Annotated in this window: 21 protein-coding genes; 20 read left to right on the forward strand and 1 reads right to left on the reverse strand. The window is 52.1% G+C overall.

What is annotated here, in order from left to right; translation table 11 throughout:
• The first annotated feature begins 50 nt into the window (after nucleotides 1–50).
• Together acs and OCU43_RS03260 are read left to right on the forward strand one after the other, a co-directional pair.
• The gene (gene acs / locus OCU43_RS03255) at nucleotides 51–2,003 is read left to right on the forward strand and encodes an acetate--CoA ligase (RefSeq protein ID WP_091361443.1); all 1,953 of its coding nucleotides are present in this window, start codon (nucleotides 51–53) and stop codon (nucleotides 2,001–2,003) included.
• Nucleotides 2,004–2,191: 188 nt separating this feature from the next.
• On the forward strand, nucleotides 2,192–2,857 hold the full coding sequence (locus tag OCU43_RS03260; protein WP_091361441.1) for a response regulator transcription factor: 666 nt from the start codon (nucleotides 2,192–2,194) through the stop codon (nucleotides 2,855–2,857).
• A gap of 118 nt (nucleotides 2,858–2,975) precedes the next feature.
• Here OCU43_RS03260 and OCU43_RS03265 read toward each other — a convergent pair whose 3' ends face one another.
• Nucleotides 2,976–6,917, reverse strand: coding sequence for a hybrid sensor histidine kinase/response regulator (locus tag OCU43_RS03265; protein WP_091361440.1), 3,942 nt, complete (start codon nucleotides 6,915–6,917; stop codon nucleotides 2,976–2,978).
• 280 nt (nucleotides 6,918–7,197) lie between these two features.
• On the opposite strand from OCU43_RS03265, the gene OCU43_RS03270 reads away from it, so the two are divergent.
• The 18 genes from OCU43_RS03270 (at nucleotide 7,198) to fliR (ending at nucleotide 24,590) form a co-directional block, all read left to right on the forward strand.
• Nucleotides 7,198–7,461 (forward strand): DUF4212 domain-containing protein, encoded by a 264-nt coding sequence (locus OCU43_RS03270; RefSeq protein ID WP_091361438.1) that lies wholly within the window; start codon nucleotides 7,198–7,200, stop codon nucleotides 7,459–7,461.
• A gap of 32 nt (nucleotides 7,462–7,493) precedes the next feature.
• Nucleotides 7,494–9,302 carry a sodium:solute symporter family protein gene (locus tag OCU43_RS03275; RefSeq protein ID WP_091361436.1) on the forward strand — a complete coding sequence of 603 codons (1,809 nt, stop codon included), beginning with the start codon at nucleotides 7,494–7,496 and terminating at the stop codon, nucleotides 9,300–9,302.
• 158 nt (nucleotides 9,303–9,460) lie between these two features.
• A complete protein-coding gene (locus OCU43_RS03280) occupies nucleotides 9,461–11,287 on the forward strand; it encodes a DUF294 nucleotidyltransferase-like domain-containing protein (RefSeq protein ID WP_091361435.1) in 1,827 nt (608 codons plus the stop codon).
• 34 nt (nucleotides 11,288–11,321) lie between these two features.
• The gene (locus tag OCU43_RS03285; protein WP_338024102.1) at nucleotides 11,322–11,921 is read left to right on the forward strand and encodes a 3'-5' exonuclease; all 600 of its coding nucleotides are present in this window, start codon (nucleotides 11,322–11,324) and stop codon (nucleotides 11,919–11,921) included.
• 179 nt (nucleotides 11,922–12,100) lie between these two features.
• A complete protein-coding gene (gene fliE, locus OCU43_RS03290) occupies nucleotides 12,101–12,454 on the forward strand; it encodes a flagellar hook-basal body complex protein FliE (RefSeq protein ID WP_091361431.1) in 354 nt (117 codons plus the stop codon).
• A gap of 53 nt (nucleotides 12,455–12,507) precedes the next feature.
• Complete coding sequence (gene fliF / locus OCU43_RS03295; protein WP_091361430.1) at nucleotides 12,508–14,208, forward strand: flagellar basal-body MS-ring/collar protein FliF; 1,701 nt, start codon at nucleotides 12,508–12,510, stop codon at nucleotides 14,206–14,208.
• Nucleotides 14,201–15,217 (forward strand): flagellar motor switch protein FliG, encoded by a 1,017-nt coding sequence (gene fliG, locus OCU43_RS03300; RefSeq protein ID WP_091361428.1) that lies wholly within the window; start codon nucleotides 14,201–14,203, stop codon nucleotides 15,215–15,217. Before fliF ends, fliG begins: the two co-directional genes overlap by 8 nt.
• Nucleotides 15,217–15,987, forward strand: coding sequence for a FliH/SctL family protein (locus OCU43_RS03305; RefSeq protein WP_091361427.1), 771 nt, complete (start codon nucleotides 15,217–15,219; stop codon nucleotides 15,985–15,987). Before fliG ends, OCU43_RS03305 begins: the two co-directional genes overlap by 1 nt.
• On the forward strand, nucleotides 15,980–17,377 hold the full coding sequence (gene fliI, locus OCU43_RS03310; protein WP_091361425.1) for a flagellar protein export ATPase FliI: 1,398 nt from the start codon (nucleotides 15,980–15,982) through the stop codon (nucleotides 17,375–17,377). The genes OCU43_RS03305 and fliI overlap by 8 nt, the downstream gene beginning before the upstream one ends.
• Complete coding sequence (gene fliJ, locus OCU43_RS03315) at nucleotides 17,374–17,817, forward strand: flagellar export protein FliJ (RefSeq protein ID WP_091361424.1); 444 nt, start codon at nucleotides 17,374–17,376, stop codon at nucleotides 17,815–17,817. Before fliI ends, fliJ begins: the two co-directional genes overlap by 4 nt.
• Before the next feature lie 78 nt (nucleotides 17,818–17,895).
• On the forward strand, nucleotides 17,896–20,217 hold the full coding sequence (locus OCU43_RS03320) for a flagellar hook-length control protein FliK (RefSeq protein WP_091361422.1): 2,322 nt from the start codon (nucleotides 17,896–17,898) through the stop codon (nucleotides 20,215–20,217).
• A 125-nt stretch (nucleotides 20,218–20,342) separates the two neighbouring features.
• The gene (locus tag OCU43_RS03325; protein ID WP_091361421.1) at nucleotides 20,343–20,870 is read left to right on the forward strand and encodes a flagellar basal body-associated FliL family protein; all 528 of its coding nucleotides are present in this window, start codon (nucleotides 20,343–20,345) and stop codon (nucleotides 20,868–20,870) included.
• 13 nt (nucleotides 20,871–20,883) lie between these two features.
• Nucleotides 20,884–21,858, forward strand: coding sequence for a flagellar motor switch protein FliM (gene fliM, locus OCU43_RS03330; protein ID WP_091361419.1), 975 nt, complete (start codon nucleotides 20,884–20,886; stop codon nucleotides 21,856–21,858).
• Between the two features lie 24 nt (nucleotides 21,859–21,882).
• A complete protein-coding gene (gene fliN, locus OCU43_RS03335) occupies nucleotides 21,883–22,290 on the forward strand; it encodes a flagellar motor switch protein FliN (protein ID WP_091361417.1) in 408 nt (135 codons plus the stop codon).
• Between the two features lie 5 nt (nucleotides 22,291–22,295).
• On the forward strand, nucleotides 22,296–22,748 hold the full coding sequence (gene fliO, locus OCU43_RS03340) for a flagellar biosynthetic protein FliO (protein WP_139203222.1): 453 nt from the start codon (nucleotides 22,296–22,298) through the stop codon (nucleotides 22,746–22,748).
• Nucleotides 22,749–22,792: 44 nt separating this feature from the next.
• Nucleotides 22,793–23,488, forward strand: coding sequence for a flagellar type III secretion system pore protein FliP (fliP, locus tag OCU43_RS03345; protein WP_091361513.1), 696 nt, complete (start codon nucleotides 22,793–22,795; stop codon nucleotides 23,486–23,488).
• Between the two features lie 43 nt (nucleotides 23,489–23,531).
• Nucleotides 23,532–23,801 carry a flagellar biosynthesis protein FliQ gene (gene fliQ, locus OCU43_RS03350; protein WP_091361412.1) on the forward strand — a complete coding sequence of 90 codons (270 nt, stop codon included), beginning with the start codon at nucleotides 23,532–23,534 and terminating at the stop codon, nucleotides 23,799–23,801.
• Nucleotides 23,802–23,804: 3 nt separating this feature from the next.
• Nucleotides 23,805–24,590, forward strand: coding sequence for a flagellar biosynthetic protein FliR (fliR, locus tag OCU43_RS03355; protein ID WP_091361409.1), 786 nt, complete (start codon nucleotides 23,805–23,807; stop codon nucleotides 24,588–24,590).
• Nucleotide 24,591: the final 1 nt, after the last annotated feature.

A 24,591-nucleotide genomic window follows, 5' to 3' on the forward strand; every position in this document is an offset into this window, starting at 1 on the left:
GATAACTACTGTTACTGCACAGAATAAATAACAAGCTAAGGGCATCTCACATGAGCGATTCAAAGATATATCCGGTTAGCGACGAGCTGGCTGCGACTGCGCATATCAATAATGAAAAATATCTGGCGATGTATGAACAGTCCATCAATGATCCAGATACTTTCTGGGGTGAAGAGGGTAAGCGCCTGGACTGGTTTAAACCATACACCAAAGTCAAAAATACCTCTTTTGATCCCCATAATGTTGATATCCGCTGGTTTGAGGATGGCACGCTGAACGCTTCCTATAACTGTCTGGATCGTCATCTGGCAACCCGGGGTGACCAGGTTGCGATTATCTGGGAGGGGGATGACCCGAGTGAGTCTGAGAATATCACCTACCGTGATCTGCATGAGCGTGTATGTAAATTTGCCAATGCGCTGAAATCGCGCGGTGTTGAGAAGGGTGATGTGGTTACCCTTTATATGCCGATGATACCGGAAGCGGCGGTAGCGATGCTGGCCTGTACCCGTATCGGTGCGGTGCACTCAATTGTATTTGGCGGTTTCTCCCCTGAGGCACTGGCGGCCCGTATTGAAGGGGCTAATTCTAAAGTTGTTGTGACCTCAAACTACTCGCTGCGTGCCGGTAAATCAGTACCACTGAAGCTGAACGTTGATAAAGCGCTGGAGCATGAAGCCGCGAAAGCCTGTGTCGATAGCGTGATTGTTGTTAAACGTGTCGAGCAGGATGTTGCCTGGAATGACAGCGTTGATGTCTGGTATGAGGATCTGGTGGCAAATGCTTCTGCTGACTGTCCTGCAGAGGAGATGGAAGCGGAAGCGCCGATGTTTATTCTGTACACCTCAGGTTCTACCGGTGCGCCGAAAGGCCTGAAGCACACCACCGGTGGCTATATGGTGTATGCCGCGATGACTCACGAGTATGCCTTTGACTATAAAGATGGCGATATCTACTGGTGTACAGCAGATGTCGGCTGGGTAACCGGCCACAGCTACATTGTCTATGGTCCGCTGGCGAATGGTGCTACCTCGCTGATGTTTGAGGGTGTGCCAAGCTATCCCGATAACAGCCGTTTCGGTCGTGTTATTGAAAAACATAAGGTTAACCAGTTCTACACTGCGCCGACCGCTATCCGTGCGCTGATGCAGCAGGGTGAAGATGTTCTGGGCGATTCTGATCTGTCCAGCCTGCGTATCCTCGGTTCTGTTGGTGAGCCGATCAACCCTGAAGCATGGGAGTGGTACTACCGTATTATCGGTCAGAACCGTTGCCCTATCGTCGATACCTGGTGGCAGACTGAAACCGGTGGCATGATGATTCTGCCACTGCCGGGCGCTACTGCAGCGAAGCCGGGTGCTGCTTCCCGTCCGTTCTTCGGCGTTCAGCCTGCGTTGCTGGATGCGGATGGCAATGAGCTGGAAGGTGCCACCGATGGCAACCTGGTTATCAAAGATTCCTGGCCGGGTCAGAGTCGCTCTATCTGGGGTGATCATGAACGCTTTATTCAGACTTATTTCACCACTTATAAGGGTTACTACACCACCGGTGACGGTGCCCGTCGTGATGAAGATGATTATTACTGGATTACCGGTCGTGTGGACGATGTTATCAATGTCTCCGGTCACCGTATGGGTACCGCTGAGGTTGAATCTGCACTGGTAGCACATCCGGCGGTTGCTGAAGCAGCTGTTGTGGGCTATCCGCACGAAGTGAAGGGGCAGGGTATCTATGTTTACGTTACCCTTCAGGCTGGCTTTGAACAGTCTGATGAGCTGCTCAAAGAGTTGCGCATGCATGTGCGCTCTGAGATCGGTCCGATTGCTTCTCCAGACCTGATTCAGTTTGCTCCGGGGATGCCTAAGACCCGTTCAGGTAAAATCATGCGTCGAATTCTGCGCAAGATCGCTGAGGATGATTTTGGTGCTCTGGGTGATACCTCCACTCTGGCGGACCCGTCAGTGGTTGATGATCTGATCGAGCATCGCATGAACCGTAAGTAATTGTGCTGCCGAACTAATTTCGGTCTACAATTCCCTTACTCCCTCCCGGTTTTTTAGGTCGGGGGGGAGTTTTGCTATAAAAGTGATGTTAATATAGTCAGGTGCGGCCAATGGGTTATGCACTCTATAAGCGGATATATTTACACGTTTTCACTGGCTGAAAGCGGGTAAGGAGGGAGATTAGCTGAATGCAATTGGCGCAGAAGATAATCATTGCGGATGACCATCCGCTGTTCCGGGCGGCACTGAAACAAGCCGTGACTCAGGCTGTTCCTGGCGTTGAAATCGTCGAAGCCGATTCCCTGGAGGCCGTTCAGGCCGCCGTAGAAGAGCATGCAGATGCGGATCTGGTGCTGCTTGACCTGCATATGCCGGGTACCAATGGTTTTACCGGACTGGTTTTTCTGCGAGGGAAAAATCCCGGTATACCTGTTGTGGTTGTTTCCGGTAGTGAAGAATCCTCAGTGATGAAACGGGCGCTGGACTATGGCGCTTCCGGTTTTATCCCCAAGTCATCGCCTCTTGAGGTGATCGCAGAGGCGATTACTACGGTTCTTGAAGGCGAGGAGTGGTTGCCTGAAGAGGTGGCTGAAGGGGTTGTCGATGTGACTGAAGAGGATCAGAAGTTCGCCAATAACCTTGCGTCTCTCACGCCTCAGCAGTTCCGTGTGTTGACGATGCTGACCGAAGGTTTGCTGAACAAGCAGATCGCTTATGATCTGAATGTATCAGAGGCGACGATTAAAGCCCATGTGACCGCGATTCTGCGCAAGCTGGGTGTGCACAGCCGTACTCAGGCCGTCATCGCGGCACAGCGACTCTGTGTTGATCCGCCTAAAACTGAGATGAATTGAGCTGTCCGGTGGCGAGTCAGCCGCCGACAGCAGAGGAAAAAACGTGCTCACTCCGGGCGCGTTTTTTTGTCTGATCATTGTAATGTCCTGCGGCACTCAGGCCGCAGTCAACTGGTTGTTATGACCTGGCGGAGGTGATCAGCTTGCTGATGATCGCTCTGAGTGCTGCAGGTTTGATCGGTTTATGAAGTATCTCTGCCTGGGTCTCATCGATCTCTTCTTTGACAGCATCGGTTCGGTCGGCGGTAATCACAACAGCTGGCACCTGGTGGTGCCAGAGCTCCCCCAGTTCCTGAAGCGCCATAACACCCGTACGGGTTTCATCAAGATGGTAATCTGCCAGGATAATGTCAGGCACAAACTGTTGCTCAACAACCTTCGATTTAGCCTCCGCCGCTGAGATGGCGGTCAATACTGAGCAGGACCATCCCTGCAGCAGGGCGCTCATCCCTTCAAGGATTTTTGGCTCATTATCAATCACCAGCACTTTAATCCCCTCAAGCCCTTTGCTGCGAATCCAGCCCCGTTTTTCTGGTCGGGGTTTCACTGCCTTGTCCTTGTCTCCCAATGGTACCCTGACACTGAATACTGTACCTTTCCCCGGCCATGAGCGTACCTGTATAGGATGATTGAGCATACGGGCGATACGTTCTGTGATGGCCAGCCCCAGTCCCAGACCATTGACCTGCGAGTGTTTTGGATTGTCTATTCTGCGGAACTCCTCAAATACCTCGCTCAGTTTATCTTCAGGGATGCCGACTCCGGTATCCCAGACCTCGATACGCAGAGTTTTCCCCTGACGGCGACAACCCAGCATAATTTTTCCCTGCTGGGTGTAGCGGATCGCATTGGAGAGGAAGTTTTGCAGAATCCGGCGCAGCAGTTGCTGGTCGGAGTGGACCACCTGACAGCATTTAACAAAATCAAACTGCAGCTGTTTCTCTTCGGCCAGTACGGTAAATTCGGCACTCAGATGGTCAAACATCCCGTTGATGGAAAAGTGGCTGAAGTTGGGTTCCAGTGCGCCGGCATCCAGCTTTGATATATCCAGAATGGTGGTTATCAAGCTCTCAGCGGCTTTCAGTGAACCATCCAGATTCTCAACCAGTTGATGCGTCTCCTCGGTATGTTTTTGCTGTGCCAGGGCAGAGATAAACAGCCGGGCAGCGTTCAGCGGCTGAAGCAGGTCATGGCTGGCAGCGGCAAGGAAACGGGTTTTGCCCAGATTGGCGGCATCGGCATCAAACTTTGCCTGCCGAAGCTCATCCTCGATCAGGGCGCGCACAGTATTCTCTTTACGCAGCTCTTTATTGACCACTGACAGGGTATGGGTTCTTTCCCGGACACGCTGTTCCAGATTCTCGTTGGTTTCCTGCAGTAACTGTTCGGCCTTACGGCGCTCAGTGATATCCTGATAGAGGGTGAAATAGCCGAGCAGATCACCGGCTTCGTTGGTGTGTGGGATATAGGTGACCTCAGCGAAGCGGAACTTGCCGTCAGTCGATGGCAGCTCTGTCTCAAAACGCTGCCGCTCCCCCTGCAGGACTTTATTCACATAAGGAAGACGTACTTCAAGTTCCTCCTTTGAGAGTGTTGAGGAGCTGTTAACTCCCGCAATATTATGCCGGTCGAGGCCAAAAGTGCGGGCATAGGCTTTATTGACAAAGCGAAAGTTGCGGTCGGTATCCAGAAAGGCGATCAGTACCGGCACATTATCGGTATAGGTGCGGACATTCTGCTCACTTTCGCGCAGGGCCTCCTGTACCCGTTTGTGTTCGGTGATATCCATATAGGTATTAACAAAGCCGCCATTAGGCATCCGGTTACCGCGCACTTCCAGTACTGAACCATCCATCCTATGACGTTCATAGGAGTGTGCCTTGCCCTCTTTTAATATGTTCAGGCGGCTTTTTACCTGCTCCTCTATCTCTCCTGCTCCGTATTCACCTTTAGAAGCGTTATAGCGGAATATCTCTTCAATCGGGCGGCCAACGCAGATCAGCCCATCCGGGTAGTCAAACATCTCAATATAGCGACGATTCCAGGCGACCAGGCGCATCTGTTGATCAACCACGCTGATGCCCATGGTGATATTTTCGATAGTGGACTGTAGCAGTGAACGGTTAAAGCGTAAGGCCTGGGAGGCTTCATCGACAATGGTGACCACATCGCCAATCTGCATATCTTTGCCGCGCAGTGTTGAAGCCAGCACGATGCGGGCTGAGGAGGCACCAATAACACCCGCCAGCAGTCGTTCGGTAAACTGAATCAGTTCCGGACTGGCTTTGTCCCCGGATAAGGGGGGTTCGATACCCGCTTTAAGGGCAAAACCGGTAAATGCATGCTGGGTGCGGCTGATGCCGAGAAAACGCTCGGTCAGAATCTGCAGGTCGCCGACGGTGGCGTGACTGAACACCCGGGAAGGTTCAGACAGGTCTTTGCTGTAAACGTCGACAAAGGCGCTTGCCTGGATCCGGTCAACCAGTCGTTGCGGACTGTAATGGGAGATCACTGCGTAGAGCAACGCATTGATTGAGATACTCCAGAAAGCCCCATGGGTAAGGGGGTCCATGCCACTCAGGCCAAACAGTTGGGTGGGCCTGAGCAGGTCAGAACCAAACAGGCCCTCCTGCAGAAAAGAAGTTGGCATCAGTCCGGCGTTAGCCATGGTGGGAAATACCAGTGTGTAGAGCCAGATCAGAAAGCCGGCGCAAAGGCCGGTCAGAATGCCGTGTCGGGAACCGGTTTTCCAATAGACGCCACCAATCAGTCCCGGCAGAAACTGAGCGGCGGCGACAAATGCCAGCAGGCCGAACGAGGCCAGTGTGCCCTGATCGCCGAGGATGCGATAATAAAAATAAGCCATGATCATCAGGCAGATAATGGTGATCCGCCTGACTCTGAGGAGCATTGCGCCAAGGTCTTTATTTTTTGACAGCTTTAGCCATGAGACCCTCAGCAGTAACGGCATGACGATATCGTTACACACCATGGTAGACAGGGTGATTGACGCGACGATAACCATACTGGTAGATGCAGACAGACCACCGATAAAGGCGAATGTGGCCAGATCCTTATAGCCTTCATGCAGGGGGAGCATCAGCACGAAGGTATCTGCGTTGATATCCAGCCCTTCAAACAGAGTCATTCCGGCGGTGGCGATTGGCAGCACAAACAACGCCAGTAGCACCATATAGAGCGGGAACAGCCAGCGGGCGGTTTTAAGGTTGTCGAGGCGGGTGTTTTCTACAATGGTGACGTGGAACTGGCGTGGCAGGCAGAGGATTGCGGCACAGGCGAGCAGGATCTCGGTGAGGAAGCTATTACCGAGAAAACTACCCTCCAGCGGGCTGCTGAAATTATCGTTGTGATACAGCTGGTCACGGATGTTGGCAATCAGATCAGGCACGCCATCAAAGATCTGAAAGGTCACCATCAGGCCGACGGCGATAAAAGCGGTCAGTTTGACGATTGATTCGAATGCCACGGCCAGCACCATCCCTTCATGATGCTCGGTGGCGTCGATATGCCGGGTACCAAACAGAATGGTGAAGACCGCCATCACCAGAGCCACAAACAGCGCGGTATCGTTGCCTTTACTCAGGGCTTCGGTCACGCCGGGGGCGATTGCATCATAGCTGATGGCCACCGCTTTAAGCTGCATCGCAATATAGGGGATGGTGCCGCACACTGCGATAATGGTAACCAGTACTGCCAGTGCCTGGCTTTTACCGTAGCGGGACGAGAGGAAGTCGGCGATGGATGTGGTGTTCTGCTGCTTGCTGACCAGGATGATCTTCTCAATAATTCGCCAGCCAAAAATAAATACGATCGCCGGCCCCAGGTAGGTGGCAAGAAACTGCCAGCCACTGACAGAAGCGCGCCCGACTGCGCCGTAAAAGGTCCATGAGGAACAGTAGATCGCCAGAGACAGGGAATAGATAACCGGATTGCTGGCGTAGGAGCGTCCCTGAGCACTGCGGTCGCCAAAGTAAGCGATAGCGAAGAGCAGACCTACATAGGCCAGTGAGATCAGAATAATTGAGCCGCCGGATAGCATAGTCAGGTCTGTCCGTAGTTACTGTGTTGGAGTGGGTAGTGTAACCGAACTCTGGCGAATAACCCTATTGCTCTTATACCTTTGTCTAATGTGTTGAGTTATAAAGGTTTTTTTAAACCCCCTCCAGGTCGCGCCGTGCTTGGGTTGCGGCCTGTTTGCCAGGGTTTTGATCCGTTTGATCAGACCAAAGTAGGGGATTTGTTTGCCAGAACACTTTGTTAAATTCTATCAGTCCACAACTTTTACTTAACCTTTAATAACAAAAATAAGGATGGTGCAAATGTCTACTTCTTCACAAGACAATGCTTCGGCCTACTGGGCCGAAAACCTGCGCATTATCATGACTTACCTGTCAATCTGGTTTGTAGTGTCATTCGTAGGTGGGATTCTGTTTGTTGATCAGTTGAACGCTATTCCCTTCTTTGGCTTCCCGTTGGGATTCTGGATCGATCAGCAGGGTTCAATCTTCGTATATGTAGCTCTCATCTGGATGTACGCATACAGCATGAATAAGCTGGATGAAAAATACGACGTTCACGAATAAGAACAATAACAGTTGCGCTGAGGATGACTACTATGAGTCTTGATCTACTTACTTATCTCTTTATAGGGGGCTCTTTCGCACTCTATATCGGTATCGCTATCTGGGCCCGTGCCGGGTCTACAAAGGAATTCTACGTTGCAGGCGGTGGTGTACCTCCGATTGCAAACGGTATGGCGACTGCGGCTGACTGGATGTCTGCAGCATCGTTTATCTCTCTGGCAGGTCTGGTATCTTTCATCGGTCGTGATGGTGCGGCTTACCTGATGGGCTGGACCGGCGGCTATGTATTGCTGGCTATGCTGCTGGCTCCATATCTGCGTAAGTTTGGTAAGTTCACCGTGCCTGATTTCGTCGGTGACCGTTACTACTCTACTTTCGCCCGTGTTGTTGCGGTTGTCTGTACTATCGTTATCTCCTTCACCTATGTGGCAGGTCAGATGCGTGGTGTAGGTATCGTATTCTCCCGTTACCTGCACGTTGACATCAATACTGGTGTTATCGTCGGTATGGCGATCGTATTCTTCTACGCCGTTCTGGGTGGTATGAAGGGTATAACCTATACTCAGGTTGCTCAGTACTGCGTACTGATCCTGGCATTCATGGTACCTGCAATCTTTATGTCTATGCAGATTACCGGTCACTTCCTGCCTCAACTGGGTCTGGGTGCGACGCTGGATTCTGGTATGTCTGTACTGGCGACGCTGGATAAACTGTCGGTAGATCTCGGCTTCGCTGAATACACGGCCGGTAAGAAATCAACTATTGATATCTTCTGTCTGACCGCTGCGCTGATGGCGGGTACTGCGGGTCTGCCTCACGTAATCGTACGTTTCTTCACCGTACCACGTGTAAAAGATGCCCGTACTTCTGCTGGCTGGGCGCTGATCTTCATCGCTATTCTCTATACTACGGTTCCGGGTGTTGCTGGTTTCGGTCGGGTAAACCTGATTCAGACCATTAACGGTACTGATGAGGCTAATGTCGGTACTGAATATGCGAAGATGCCTGGCTGGTTCAAGAACTGGGAGAATGCTGGTCTCCTGGGTTGGCATGATTATAACGGCGACGGCAAGGTTCAGTACTCTGCTGGTGCGGCGTTTGAAGGTGGTAAGCCTGCGTTTGATGGCGATGCCCGTGGTGCGTACGGTGAGCGTGCTGTAACCAATGCTAAGGTGAATCCTGCTCCGGCTCCTGGTGCGCCATTCGCGAACGAAGTGTATGTTGACCGTGACATCATGGTGTTGGCTAACCCTGAGATCGCTCAGCTGCCTAACTGGGTAATTGCCCTGGTAGCCGCAGGTGCGGTAGCCGCAGCGCTGTCTACTGCAGCGGGTCTGCTGCTGGTAATCTCTACTGCGATTGCCCACGACCTGATGAAAACCTGTATTAATCCTGATATAACAGAGAAGCAGGAGCTGATGTACGCACGTATTGCGGCTATTGTGGCGATCTGTATTGCAGGTTACTTTGGTATCAATCCGCCGGGATTTGTGGCGCAGGTGGTGGCACTGGCCTTTGGTCTGGCTTCCTCCTCTGTATTCCCGGTTATCGTGATGGGTATCTTCAACAGCCGTATGAACAAAGAGGGTGCGATTGCGGGTATGATCGTTGGTCTGGGTTCAACCATGGCTTACATGATCTACTTCACCTTCATGGGTGGTTCAAAAGACGATCTGTTCCTGGGTATCTCCACCGGTGGCTTCGGCTTCGTTGGTATGATTCTGAACTTTATCGTCGCCTACGTTGTATCTATGATGACTCCGCCGCCTCCTGCTGAAATTCAGGAGATTGTTGAGAACATCCGTGTACCTCGTGGTGCTGGTGTTGCTCACGCGCACTAAGATCTGAACAGATCTAACTAAACGCAAGGCGCGCCAGCGAGGGTTGGCGCGCCTTTTTTTATCGGTTCTGTTTAAGTGCTGTCAAAGTTTCGGCCTAAAGGGTTATGTGACTCTTTAATCAGGCACTTTGAGGTTGTTTTGGGTTGGGAGATTAGTCTATGCCGTCATCATTTAAAATCGAGAATATGCCGTTCAGTCTGCTCAGCGAAAAAGAGCAGGATGTTCTGTGTTCCAGTCTGGATATTGGCTATTACCAGGCGGGTGAGACGATTATCGCCGCTGGCAGTGTGCCTGAGGGGGTGTATGTCATTCTCAAGGGGCGCGTGGCTGAAAGCGATGTGCCCGAGGAGAGTGGTGCTCAGCAGCATCTCTATGTTCACTATACCAATGAGGACTATTTTGGCGGCTGGTCGGCGATCAGGGGTAAAGCGATTCACAACTTTATCGCGGTTGAGGAAACTATCTGCCATATTTTGCCCACCCGGGTGCTGCTTGATCTGTGTGCTGGTAATAGTCGGTTTGCCGACTATTTTCAGCAAAGTCTGTCTGCCAAAACTGAGATTCAGGCCCAGGAGGGTGGTGATCAGGATATGGCGGAGTTTATGCTGGCTCAGATTAAAGATGGCCTGATACGTGAGCCTCTGGTGGTCCTTGAGGGGACAACCATCACTGAAGCTACGGTGATGATGCGTGAGAAGCATGCTGACTGTGTACTGGTAAAGCGTGGCAATCGCTACGGTATGGTCACTGGAACCGATATTCTTGATGCGGTGGTGATTAATAAGCTCGGTCTTGATTCAGATGTTGCTGATATAGCCAGTTATAGACTGATCTCCACCACTTCCGACGATTATCTCTTTAATGCACTGATCACCATGACGCAGCAGCGCATCGAGCGGGTAGTGGTGGTGGATGATGGCAGTCTGACCGGGGTTGTCGAGCTGACCGATGTGCTGAGTTATTTCTCCAGTCACTCCCATGTTATCGGTCTGCGTATTGAGCGCGCCCAGACAGTCGAGGATCTCTATGAAGCAGCCCATGGTCTGAATGATCTGATAAAGGCGCTGGTTTCACAGGGGGTTAAAGCGCGTTTTGCGATGGAACTGATTGCGGCAATGAATGAAAGGGTTATTGCCAAGTTGTTTGGTCTGATGATTCCCCGGGATATGCAGCCCCATGTTTGTCTGGTAGTGATGGGCAGCGAGGGACGGGGTGAGCAGATCATGAAGACGGATCAGGATAATGCCCTGATCTATCGCGATGGGCTTATCTGGCCTGAGATGCAGGAGACCATGCAGCGCTTTAGTGAAACCCTTATCTCATTCGGTTTTCCCAAATGCCCAGGTAATATTATGGTATCGAATCCTGCCTGGGTTAAGTCGATTGGTGAGTGGACACAGCAGTTGAGTGACTGGTCCTATCTGTGTGAAGGTGAGGCGCAGATGAATCTGGCGATAGCTGTTGATGCCCATCCGGTTGCGGGTAATTCGGCGCTGTTTAAAACCTCCCGTAACTGGTTCCTGCGTCATCTGAAAAACAACGATCTGTTTTTTTCACATTTCGCCAGGGCAGCGATTGAGTTTGATACGCCGCTGACCTTCTTTGGTAATCTCAAAGATAAAGGGGAGCTGGATGTTAAGAAGGCAGGCATTTTCCCGATCGTGCATGGTATTCGTACCATGGCGCTGCAGTTTCGCATACTGGAAACCAATACCTTTAAGCGTATAGAAGCATTGGTGGAGATGGGGCAGATGAAGGAGGAGCATGGTCGCGAGTTGGCTGAGGCGCTGGCACTGTTTATTCAGACACGTCTGAAGCAGCAGGTAAAGCGTATCGATATATCTGAGGATGGTGTAGACCAAACGCCTAATATCCTTGAGTTGTCTTCATTGGATAAAATGGAACGAGATCTGCTACGGGACGGTATGCATATCGTTAAGGGTTTCAAAAAGCATCTGACACTCAGGTATCACCTGGGAGGCTAAACGGAATATGATTATTCCCAGAACTATAAGAAAAATGAAAGACCGGATGGATCATAAAAATGGTCCATATGCGCACCTGTTTCAGCCCTATGACGGGGATGAGGTGGTTTCACTGGATTGTGAAACCACCAGTCTGAATGTGAAAGAGGGTGAGATACTGTCGATTGGCGCGGTAAAGATCAAGGGCCGGAAAGTGATCACCAGCGACCGGCTGGATATAAAACTTAAACCGCCAAAGAGTCTTACCGGAGACTCCATTAAGATTCATAAAATCCGTGCTGCCGATCTGGCCGACGGTGTCTATATGGATGAAGCACTGGAGCGGCTGCTGGAGTTTGTCGGCAATCGTCCGATTCTGGGGTATTACGTTAACTATGATGTGCGTATGCTGGAGAAATACCTGCGTCCCCGTTATGGCTTTGGACTGCCGGGAAAAGCGATTGAGTTATCCCATGTCTACCACGATATTATCAAGTGGCGCTATGTTGGCGGCGATATCGATCTGCGCTTTGATACCATTTCCAAGCGTCTCGATATTCCGATGCTGGAGCGGCATACGGCGCTGGGGGATGCGATTACTGTGGCGTTGATGTATGTGCGGTTAAAATATGGTGAGCCGCCAGCGGCAGGATAAAAAAACAGGAATACGTCAAAAAACAAACGGGCCTATGGCTCGTTTTTTGCTTTATACTCAGATGAGATTAAAAATTGACACAGATTTGTGTCATATTTTTGGCGAATAGGTTGTTTTGTTGCTTGCTAAGTAGCTATTCAATCTTATAATGTCAATATATTGCCATTCTGGAGGGGTCTATGGTTGAGCGTGCAGACATCAACGCCGTTTTGCAGCAGATGCGAGAAGTGAAGATGCAGGTTCAGCAGGGTGTTTCGTCTAATATTCCGCAGCCAAATTCCATTCGTCCTGTTGCCGGAGAGCAGAGCGGAGAGAGTTTTGCTGATCTGTTCAAGGGAGCGATAGACGGGGTAAACAACTCTCAGGCACACGCCAAAAAACTGGCGACCGCTTATGAACAGGGTGTTGCGGGTGTCGACCTGCATCAGGTGATGATCAGTATGGAAAAAGCATCGGTCTCTTTTCAGGCACTGACTCAGGTGCGTAATAAGATGGTCAGCGCCTATGAAGACGTTATGAAAATGCCGATCTGATTAGTTTGATAAACACAACAATATGCAGCAGTAGCATCAGGGTGTCGGGTTAGATGGAGAGCGCAACAGTGCAGGCAGGAACAGGTGGGTCGGTAGCCTTTGGCTTTAACCGCTTGGGACTGGTGCGTCAGTTAGGTCTGATGGTGGGGCTTGCGGCCACTATTGCGATCGGCTTTGCAGTTGTGCTCTGGTCTCAGGAGCCGGATTATCGGGTGCTCTACAATAATGTCTCCTATGCAGATGCCAATCAGATCGTTGAACAGCTGCAGTTGAATGGTATTCCCTATAAGTTTGATTCAACCGGACACAACATTCTGGTAGCGGATGAGTATCTGCACAAAGCGCGATTACGCCTCGCTGCTGAAGGGTTTACCAACGATAACACGGTGGGCTTTGAGCTGCTGGATAAAGAGCAGGGGTTGGGCACCAGTCAGTTTATGGAAAATGCCCGTTACCGGCGTGGACTCGAGGGTGAGCTGGCTCGTACGGTGACCAGTATGCTGGCGGTGCGAAGCGCCCGGGTACATTTGGCGCTGCCGAAGCAGTCAGTGTTTGTGCGCGATCAGCGTAAGCCTACGGCATCGGTGTTTCTCGACCTGGTCGCTGGTAAGCGGCTGGAGCCAATCCAGGTGGAAGCGATTACCAATCTGGTTGCCTCCAGTATTCCAGAGCTTTCCAGTGAAGATGTAACCGTTGTTGATCAGAAAGGGCGCCTGCTGAATACCCGGGATATGGATACCGATGTGGTTCTGGCGGCTAAACAGCTGGAATATACCCGTAGAATAGAGGAAACCCTGGTTAATCGGGTGAACAGTATTTTACAGCCGGTAGTGGGGTTGGGGCGTTACCGGGCCGAGGTCTCTGCTGATATTGACTTTACCGCCGTTGAGCAGACCGATGAGATCTATAACCCGGATCTTCCTGCGCTGCGCAGTGAGCAGGTGCTGGATGAAAGCACAACCGGACAGGCCGCTGCAGGTGGCGTACCCGGGGCATTGTCAAATCAGCCTCCCGGAGCGAGTTCAGTGCCGGAGGTAGGGGCTAACGGTCTGCCTATTCAGAATGAAGGCGTTGTTGCGCGGCCGAGTGGACCGAAAAATGCCCGCTCACAGGCGACCCGCAACTATGAGCTTGATCGGTCCATCAGCTACACCAAGCACCAGATGGGTCAGATTAACCGGCTGTCCGTGGCGGTGGTGGTTGATGATATTCCTACGACCAGTCCTGATGGCGGTGAGACAACCCGAAGTGCCTGGGATCAGAATGAACTGGATCGATTGACTATACTGGTTAAGGATGCCGTTGGTTATTCCGCTGTCCGGGGGGACAGTGTGAGCGTAATCAACTCGCCTTTCGCCGTGCCTGAGGTGTATCAGGAAGAGGAGATCCCTATCTGGAAGCAGGAGTGGGTGCTCGATCTTGCTAAGCAGATACTGGGTGGTCTGTTTGTCCTGCTGTTGGTGTTTGGTGTGTTGCGCCCGATAATGAAAAATCTGGCGGTCAGTGCGGCCCATAAAGCGGCAGCGGAGGGAGCAGCGGTTAAGACTGAAGCTGATATGGCGTCAGAGCTTGAATCTCTGGATATGAGTGGCATATCGGCTGATCAGGTGACGTTCAGTGGTATTGATAACGCGCTAGCACCGACTCCGAATGAAACCTATGAATATCAGATGAATGCAATACGCAGTATGATTGCAGAAGATCCAGCCAAAGTGGCACAGGCAATACGTCAGTGGGTGATTGAGAATGAATGATCAGGTAACTGAATCCGGTGTTGAGCTGACGAACGTTCAGAAAGCGGCGGTGTTGCTTATTTCGCTGGGGGAGGCTGATGCGGCAGAGGTGCTGCGCTATCTGGGGCAGAAAGAGGTGCAGCAGCTGGGGCTCACCATGAGTAATCTGGATAATATCCCTCAGTCCACGGTCGAAGCGGTGATGGCTGACTTTATGGAAGCGATCAGCGATCAGACCAGTATCGGTATTAATAATGACCACTATATCAAAGAGATGCTGAGCCAGGCGCTGGGGAGTGATCGGGCTCAGACGCTGGTTGATCGTATTCTGATGACCACCAATACTTCAGGTCTTGAAAGTCTGAAGTGGATGGACTCGCGGCAGGTTGCCGAGATTATCCGTTATGAACATCCGCAGATTCAGGCGGTGGTTATCGCCTATCTGGACCCCGACCAGGCAGCGCATGTATTGCAGCGGTTTGATGAGAATGTGCGTCTGGAAATTATGATGAGGATTACCTCGCTTGATCAGATTCAGCCATCGGCATTGCAGGAGCTGAATGACATACTCGAATCGCAGTTCTCCGGCGCCAGCAGTCAGAGTGCCAGTCTGGGTGGTCTGAAAACCACTGCCAATATTATGAACTACTTCGATAGTAATATTGAGCAGGAACTGATGGAGAAAATCCGTGAAGTGGATGAAGCGCTGGGTGATCAGATCTCTGAGATGATGTTTGTCTTCGATAATCTGATCGATGTTGAGGATCGCGGTATTCAGGTGATCCTGCGCGAGATCAACACCGATACTCTGGTGGTTGCACTGAAAGGTGCGGAAACCGGGTTGCAGGACAAAATTTTCAAAAATATGTCGAAACGTGCTGCCGAGCTGCTGCGAGATGATCTTGAAGCAAAAGGTCCGGTGCGTGTCAGTGAAGTGGAAGATGCTCAGAAAGAGATTCTTAATGTTGCTCGCCGACTGGCTGATGAGGGTGAAATCGTGCTGGGTAGTGGCGGCGAAGAGATGATGTAATGCGAATGAAGGCGATCGATAAATCGGTTATCAGAATTCGTGCAGAGGATGCCCGGGCGGCGGCATTGTGGACGCTGCCGGTGGTGCAGAGCCATCACGTGGTGGGGCTGCAACGCAAACCTGAGCCGGTTGAAGAGGAAGCGGTTGAAGAGGTGGTCGATGGCCGCCTGAAGCTCTCTGAGCTTGAAAAGATTCGTGAGGATGCTTATCAGGAAGGCCTGCAACAGGGGCGTGAAGAGGGCGTACAGCAGGGGCTTGAAGAGGGGCGTGCAGCAGGTCACCAGGAAGGGCTGGCAGCATCGCAGGCTGAGATCGACACTCAGCTACAACTGCTAAGAGCATTGCAGCAGCAGTTGGATAAGCCGTTACAGCAGGTGAATGCTCAGATGGAGCAACTGGTGGTCGAGCTGATTACTGAGTTAAGCGAAGCGGTGATCGGGGCGCAGATAGAGCAGGACGGTGAAGCGGTGATTAAGGCGGTTGAGGATGCGATCGCGCAGTTACCCCAGACCGGAGCTGAGATCAAAATCATTCTTAACCCGGGTGATGTGCCGGTGCTGGAGCCTTTGCTCGCGCTGAATGAAAACTGGACGCTGGTAGAAGAACCCTCGGTCACCCGGGGAGGCTGCAAAGTCGTCAATGGTTATGGCTTGCTCGATAATACAGTTGAGCGACGCTTTGGTGCTGCAGCATCCCGTTTACGTAGCGCGCTGAGTCAGTTGGATGAAGCGGCCGACCCTTCCGTTCAGTCACCGGAATCTCATGAATGATCAACTGCTGAAACGTCTGTCCCGCTTGCGGGGACTGGACTATCAGATACCTGCGCCTGTGGCTCACGGGCAGATAACACGTTTGATCGGTTTAACTCTTGAAGCGGTGGGAATCAAGGCTTCTATGGGGGAGTACTGCCTTATCTATCCTCCGCATGGAGAACCGGTAGAGGCAGAGGTTGTCGGTTTTTCCGGTGACCGGATCTATCTGATGCCTGTTGATCTGCTGGAGGGGTTGGCGCCGGGAGCGCGGGTCAGTCCAATGCAGGGCGGGGGCGATGTTGAGGTCGGCTTTGAACTGCTTGGTCGGGTCATAAATGGGGTTGGCAAACCGCTGGATAGTCTCGGTCCGTTGGGGTGTAAGACCACAGTGCCGCTTCAGGGGCGCAATATTAATCCTCTTAGTCGACAGCCTATCAGACAGACGCTGGATGTGGGTATTCGCGCAATTAACTCGTTGTTGAGTGTTGGCCGGGGGCAGCGGCTGGGGCTGTTTGCGGGCAGTGGTGTGGGTAAAAGTGTGCTGCTGGGGATGATGACCCGTTTTACTGAGGCGGATATTGTCGTTGTGGGGCTGATCGGGGAGCGTGGTCGGGAGGTAAAGGAGTTTATCGATCACAGCCTTGGTGAGGAGGGGATGCGTCGTGCTGTCGTGGTGGCGTCTCCTGCGGACGAGTCGCCGCTGATGCGTCTCAGGGCTGCTCAGTTGGCCACCCGGTTGGCAGAATATTACCGGGAACATGGGAAAAATGTTCTTCTGCTGATGGATTCGCTGACCCGTTATGCTCAGGCGCAGCGGGAGATCGCCCTGGCTGTCGGCGAGCCTCCGGCAACCAAAGGGTATCCGCCTTCGGTGTTTGCCAAACTGCCTAAGCTGGTGGAACGCGCGGGTAATGGTGATAAGGGTGGTGGCTCAATCACCGCATTCTATACCGTACTGACCGAGGGGGATGATCAGCAGGATCCCATCGCTGACTCCGCCCGGGCTATTCTGGATGGTCATATAGTGTTGTCCCGGACACTGGCGGAACGGGGGCACTATCCCGCTATTGATATTGAACAATCAATCAGTCGTGCGATGCCGCAGATCGTCAGTTCAGACCACCTTAAAGCAGCCATGGGGTTTAAGCAGCTCTACTCTAAATTTCAGCAAAACAGCGATCTGATCTCTATCGGTGCTTATGTCAGGGGCAGCGATGCCGAGACTGATTTTGCAGTTGAGCGGATGCCGCTGATGAATGCTTTTCTGCAGCAGGGGCTGGATGAAGCCTATGCGTTTCAAAAGAGTCTTACCGACCTGGCGATGGTGTTGACGCCTAATCCCGGCAATACGAATACCACTGATCAGCAGGGGCGGCAGAATATTGCTATGGGTAATCAGACGCAGTGAAAAAACGGTCAAAGCGGTTGCAGGTAGTGCTCGATCTTGCCGAGCGTAAGCGTAAACAGGCGGATCAGTGGTTAAGTCAGTCCCAGTCCCGAGTTCAACAGGGGGAGGCGACGCTGGAGCAGCTTCGAAGCTATCACGCTGACTATGCCAATAGTTTCTATCAGGTGGGGGCTTCGGGTATTTCACCCGGGCAGATTGAGACTCATCAGGCCTTCATGCAAAAGTTAAGTGGTGCTGTACAGCAGCAGGAAAAAGCCCTGCAGACGGATCGTGCTCAGCTAGAGAAGGTAAAGGAGTATTGGCAGAGTGCTTATCAGCATTTTAAAGCGGTTGAGATGCTGGTTGATAAGCTCAGGCGCGAAGAATCTCTACAAGCTGAAAAGCAACTTCAAAAAGAACTGGATGAACGTTCGCAGTTAATCCGCCCGCCTTTTATCTGATGTTTCTGCTTCTCCCGGAGTATCTGGCACTGATTATGCTAATAACTCAGTGGATAGAACTCTGCCGGAGAACGCAGTATGGATCAAACACTTTCCGCTCCTAATGGGGTCGGATCACTATTGAATGTCGGTTCAGTACCAGGCAGTGGCGTATTAACCGGTATTGCGCCGGGTGATGGCGCAGCGACAAGCAATTTACCGTCCTTTGGAGAATCGTTGCGACAGGCGCAACGGATCCCAGGTGGTGATGGGCAATTGGGTGGTCAACAAGGTAGCGGCGGACAAAAGTTGCCGGAGAGTGGCCAGTTGTTGCCTGCAGGGAGCGCCGCTACAGCTGATGTGGTCGCGAGTTTGGGGCAGGATGATAGTAGTACCGTCACTGAGGCGGCTGTAGAAACTACTGGGGCAGTTGGGCAGCGGGAGCAGCGCCAGCAGCTGGAAAAACAGTTAGAGCAGCAGTTAGATCAGCGCTTTAAGCAAGTTTCACAGAAGCGTTCTGAGTCGGCAGACAGCAGCGACGCTCTTCAGGTAGTTCCGCAAGCAGGTGAGTATGCGCTGCAGCAGATTGATCAGTATCGGCGTGCGGATCTGGCTGTGGCGGTGGACTCTGCATTGAAGCAGCTGGCTACAGCGGATAGTCGTACTGAGCGAGGTGTAGTCGAGCAACCTGGGATGTCTCAGCAGATGGATGCAATTCCTGCTCAGGCGGCTGGTGGTGTATCAGGCATCTCGCAGACACGGCCTTTGGCTGAAGAGAATTCGGTGGCTGAAAGTGTTCAGGTAGCGCCAGTTACCAATGGTCAGGGCTCGTTGCCAAATCAGCAACTTCAGGTCGACATGACAGCGCAGAATCCGGTTGCTAAAGCTGATAGTTCTGCGTCTGACCCGGTGTCCCCTGTCATGTCGCGGGCTGACTATGTGTCAGCCAATCAGTATCAGAGTGCTTACCAGGATAGTCCTGTAGCGACCGTCATTAGTGAAGTTATAGCCGGCCGGGCAGCGGGAGCTGCTGCAGAAACGGGCGACAAACAATCTGGTGAGGCTGGCAGAAATGATGCGACGTTATTAACAGTGACGCCCGAAGTTGTAAGGTCCGGAGAGACTGTTGTGGCCGGTCAGGCAGTGGCGGCTGACATACAGACCGAACAGCGTCCTGCTGCGGGGATAGCGCCAGCTATCGAGCAGTCGGTTACCGCTCCTGCATCGGTGGCTCCGATTGTTGAGCAAACAGCTAATACTCCGGTTGCCAGGCAGTCAACTGAGCAGGGTATGGCGTCTGAGCCGGTAGATACGCCGGCTCGACCAGCGACACTGGCCTCCATTTCATCGCAGGTCTTGCCAGAGCGTGAGGCAGTTGGAACGCCACCAGAAGATAGGCAGGCTCGACCAATAACACCGGCCTCCATTTCATCGCAGGTCTTGCCAGAGCGTGAGGCAGTTGGAATGTCACCAGCAGATAAGCAGGCAGGTGACTCTGCCGGTTCACTATTAACAGGTAGCACAGAACAGAAGAGTCCGCAGGGGGCGGTAGCAATGGCCGGTCAGCCTGCAGTGGAGTCTGCTGCAATCGCTCAGGCGCCAGTCAGTAGCGTAGACCGGAACCGTGAAGCCGTTACGCGAAATCAAACCGATAAGGGGGGGAGTCGTACAGCGGAAGGTTTGGTTTTGCAGTCGCAGAATCTGGCTCAGAGTCAGGATCAAAGCAATCAGACCGCTGCGCGTCATGATTCATCTCCTTCTCAGGCTCAGTCTCAAATGCAGGCGACTGCGGCCTCTCTGTCTGGTGGGCAGTTGAGTGCAGATAGTGTCAGGGAACAATTAAAAGCGATCGCAGCTGATGCCGATAGATCGTCAGGCGGTATTGAGTCTGCCAGCCGTGTGGAGGGGCGTCAGGAGAGTCAGCTTACCAGTTTTGCCGACTCTCTGGCAGCAGCATCCAGAGGTGTTCGTCCTTCTCAGGAATCCGTTCAGCTGGTGATGCCTCATGGAGTGCGCCCCGGTGAAGCTGCATGGAGCCAGGCGGTGAATGATCGGGTGATGGTTATGGCGTCAAAAAATGGTCAGTTTGCGGATATTCAGCTTGATCCGCCGGAGCTTGGGTCGTTGCATGTGCGGCTGCATGTTAAAAATGAACAGGTTACTGTGGTGTTTAATACGCCCCACGGTAGTGTTCGGGAGGCTCTGGAACAAAATATGCCAAGGCTGAGAGAGATGTTCGCCGATCAGGGATTAAATCTGTCAGAATCTTCAGTGGAAGATCATAGCAATGGCGGTCAGCGGGATGATTCTGGCTCCGGTTCAGGCTCATCTTTCACGGGTTATCAGAATGATTTTGTCGATGATGGCCGGGTTGAATCGGTTGTCAGTGAGAGTCTTTCTCTGGTCGATTATTACGCCTGACTGGTAATCTTGGCAGGAATGTGCGGGCGTCTGCTTCCGCCGCTGAATCAGTATGTTATATTACGCTCTGGGTTGTGATTTAATGCACCGGCCGGTATTCCGGCTGGTTGATAGTGGGGCAGGTAATGGCTGAAGAAACGACTGAAGCGGTTGATGAAGAAGGCGTAACGAAGAAGCCTGGGAAGCTTAAGCTGATTCTCATTATTGTTGCCGGAGTGATTCTGGCAGCTCTGATCGGTGGCGGAGCCACGATGTTTTTGATGAGCGGCTCTGATACTGAGCCTGTTGCAGAGGAGGCTAAGCCTGCAAAACCAGCGCAGGCGATCTATACCAAGATTCGAACGCTTGAGGGAAGCCCTTACTTTACCGTTGTTGTTCCCAGTGCCGATGGGCGCACTCACTATATGCAACTCTATGTTGAAGCGAAGAGTCGCGATGATGAGGTCGCCACGGCGCTGACCAAACATATGCCGAAGATCGTATCTGTACTTAATCAGCTATTTTCTCAGCAGTCTTTTGACAAACTGCGAACTCCTGAGGGTAAAGTGATGCTTCAGCAAGCGGCCCTGGCTGGAATTCAGGGGGTTATGCAGGAGAAAATCGGCAAGCCCGGGGTCGAAAAAATACTGTTTACCGGATTTATAATGCAGTGATGGAAACGCATATATGACAGTCAAAGACCTGCTCTCTCAGGATGAAATCGACGCGCTGCTGCATGGCGTGGATGATGGCGATATTGAGACTGAAGAGGGCGTTGTCGAGGAAGATGGCGCTGTAAAGGCCTATGATCTGGCCAGCCATGAACGGATTGTTCGTGGCCGGATGCCAACGCTTGAGATGATTAACGAGCGCTTTGCCCGTCATACCCGGATCTCCCTGTTTAATCTGTTACGCAATAACGCGGATGTCTCCGTTGGTGGCGTACAGATTATGAAGTATTCCGATTATATTCATACCCTGTATGTGCCCACCAGTATCAATCTACTGCGTGTTACTCCTTTGCGGGGGACTGCGCTGCTGGTGATGGACGCTAAACTGGTGTTCAGGCTGGTAGATGGTTTTTTTGGCGGTGATGGCCGGCATGCCAAAATCGAAGGTCGTGAATTCACACCCACAGAGATCCGTCTGATCAATAAAGTGATTAGTCAGTTTTTTATCGATCTGGAGGGCTCCTGGGAACCGGTTATGCGGCTCAAGTTTGAAGTGCTTGGCCATGAAGTGAATCCGGCGATGGCGAATGTCATTAATCCGTCAGAAGTGGTCGTTGTCAGCAGCTTTCAGGTTGATATGGAAGGGGGGACCGGGGAGTTCCACGTGACCATGCCCTACTCAATGCTTGAGCCGATCCGGGATATTCTTGTCTCAGGTTACAAGCCGGTTGAGGAGGAGCTGGATGAGCAGTGGCTGACTGCGCTCAAGCATGACATGCTGGGAGCGCCGATAAATATGGACCTGATAGTTGCCGAGCGGAAGATGAAGCTGAGGGATGTGATGCAACTGGAGGCCGGGGATATTATCCCGATTGATATTTCTGATACGCTTCAGTTGAAGGCTGCCAGAGTGCCGGTTTTTAATTGTAAACTGGGGACATCCCGTGGGAATCTGGCGGTCAAGATTGTCAGCCGGATTAAAAATGATTAAACCGTTAAACAGAGCATATTACCCATGAGTAATGATGATATTGAAAACCAGGATCAGGATGAAGGTCTGGATGACTGGGGCGCTGCGATGGCTGAACAGGCTCAGGCGGAGGCTTCCCAGGGGCAGTCAATCGATCTTGATGAGCTGAAAGATGAAGGGGCTGCGCTGAGTAACCCCAGTCTGGATGTGATTCTCGATATTCCGGTTAAGTTATCGATGGAGGTAGGCCGGTCTGATATTTCGATCCGCAATCTGTTGCAGCTTAATCAGGGCTCGGTGGTAGAACTGGACCGGGTGGCGGGCGAGCCTCTCGATGTCCTGGTCAACGGTACCCTGGTGGCTCATGGTGAAGTAGTGGTGGTGAATGATCGCTACGGTATCCGGCTGACTGATGTTATCAGTCCGCAGGAACGCATAGATAAACTGAGGTAACCCGATTGCGCGTTCCCTCTTATTATTACCGTGCCTCTGTCATATTGCTGACGACGGGTTTCAGTGGTCTGGCGTCTGCTGCAGTGTCGACCGGAGCTGCAGTGATGCCGTCCCGACCGGTAGTCGCAGATCCGATTAATGCAGGCTCTGTGATGCAGTTGCTGGCGGGGCTGATTCTTGTGGTGGCTCTGATCCTGCTGCTGGGGTGGCTGGTGAAGCGGTATTCGGGGCTTCCGGGTCAAAACCGGGCTCTGCGTGTGGTGGCTACACTGCCATTATCAACCCGCGAACGACTGGTTCTGGTTCAGGCTGGAGAGCAGCAGTTACTGCTGGGAGTTACGCCGGGTCAGGTGAGCCTGCTGAAGAGTTACGATCAGCCGCTGATTGAACCGGGTGCGGCAATGGTTGATTTTGCCTCCCGCCTGCAGCAGGCAATGAGTCGTAAGGGGGCGGAGTGAAACGAGGCTTAGTGCTATTGCTGCCCCTTCTGCTGCTGCCAGGGATGGTCCTGGCGGCAGATTCCGGCATTCCCGCCGTTACCATGACTCCTAATCCCGACGGTAGTGCAGATTACAGTGTGACGCTCCAGATTCTGGGGTTGATGACGCTGCTGACTTTCCTGCCAGCGATCCTGATGATGATGACCTCATTCGCCAGGATTATTATCGTTTTTGCCATTTTGCGGCAGGCGCTGGGATTACAGCAGACTCCGTCCAACCAAATACTGGTGGGGCTGTCGCTGTTTCTGACTCTGTTTATTATGTCTCCTGTGCTGGATAAGGTGAATGAGCAGGCGGTGCAGCCCTATCTGAATGAAGAGATTACCTCAATTCAAGCGTTGCAGGCCGCCAGTGTTCCTTTTCGTGGCTTTATGCTGGCGCAGACCCGGGAAACCGATCTCAATCTTTTTATGGAGATCTCCAGAACCCCTGCCGTTGATAAGCCGGAAGATATCCCTTTTACCGTGCTGGTACCCTCATTTGTGACCAGCGAGCTGAAGACCGCATTTCAGATCGGTTTTATGTTGTTTATCCCATTTCTGGTGATCGATCTGGTAGTCGCCAGCGTGTTGATGGCTATGGGTATGATGATGTTGTCGCCGGTCATTATTTCGCTGCCGTTTAAGATCATGTTGTTTGTGCTGGTGGATGGCTGGGCTATGGTGATTGGTACACTGGCTGGCAGTTTTGTCGTATGACAGATAATCTTAAGGCTGACTTGATGAGTCTGGAGGAGTTGTTATGACGCCGGAAATGGTTCTGGACCTGTTTGGTGAAGCGCTGTATCTGGTGGTTTTGCTGGTGGCTGTTATTGTCGTGCCTTCACTAATGGTAGGGTTGCTCGTGTCTACCTTTCAGGCGGCCACCCAGATTAACGAGCAAACGCTGAGCTTCTTACCGCGTCTGCTGGTTACCCTGTTGACGATTATGTGGGCCGGTCCCTGGATACTTGGGCAACTGATGGACCACTTCAATAACATCTTTGCCAATATTCCGCTGTTTCTGGGGTAGGGTGTGCTGCAGCTAACCTCGCTTCAGCTGGAACAGTGGGTCGCTCAGTTTTTGCTCCCCTTTTTTCGTATTGCATCGTTTTTTATGGTGGTGCCGATGATCGGTACTCAGCTGGTTCCGGCGCGCATCCGTCTTGGTCTGGCGCTGGCGATGACGGTGGTGTTGCTGCCTACCCTGCCTGAGATGCCGCTGTTAAGCGGGATGACTTTGCAAACCTATATTCTGATTGCAGAGCAGATCATCATCGGTACCGCCATGGCCTTTGTTATTCAGATATTATTTCAGGTGTTTGCCCTGGGTGGGCAGTTGATCTCCTCGCAGATGGGTCTTGGTTTTGCGTCGGTCAGTGATCCGGCTAATGGTGTGTCAGTGGTGGTATTATCACAGTTGTATCTGATGATGGTGATGTTGCTGTTTCTGGCTTTTAATGGTCATCTGGTGCTGTTTGAGGCGCTGGCGCGCAGCTTTTTTGTTTTGCCGGTATCGCAAGGGGCGATGCCCGTATCCGGGTATATGGCGCTGGTGAAATCGGGCAGCTGGATGCTGGCGAGTGCGCTGTTGATGGCTTTGCCGGCGGTGACTGCGCTGCTGGTGATCAACTTTGCGTTTGGGGTCATGGCGAAAGCGGCTCCGCAGCTGAATATATTCGCCATTGGCTTTCCATTTACGATGATGGTTGGGCTGGTGATCACCTGGGTCAGTCTGGAAGGGTTTTTGGGGCAATATCAGCGATTTGTCTCTGTTGCATTTAACTATCTTGATCAGGTTATCGGTGTGGGGGTGCTGTAGC

This window comes from Amphritea atlantica (assembly GCF_024347255.1).
GTDB lineage: Bacteria > Pseudomonadota > Gammaproteobacteria > Pseudomonadales > Balneatricaceae > Amphritea > Amphritea atlantica.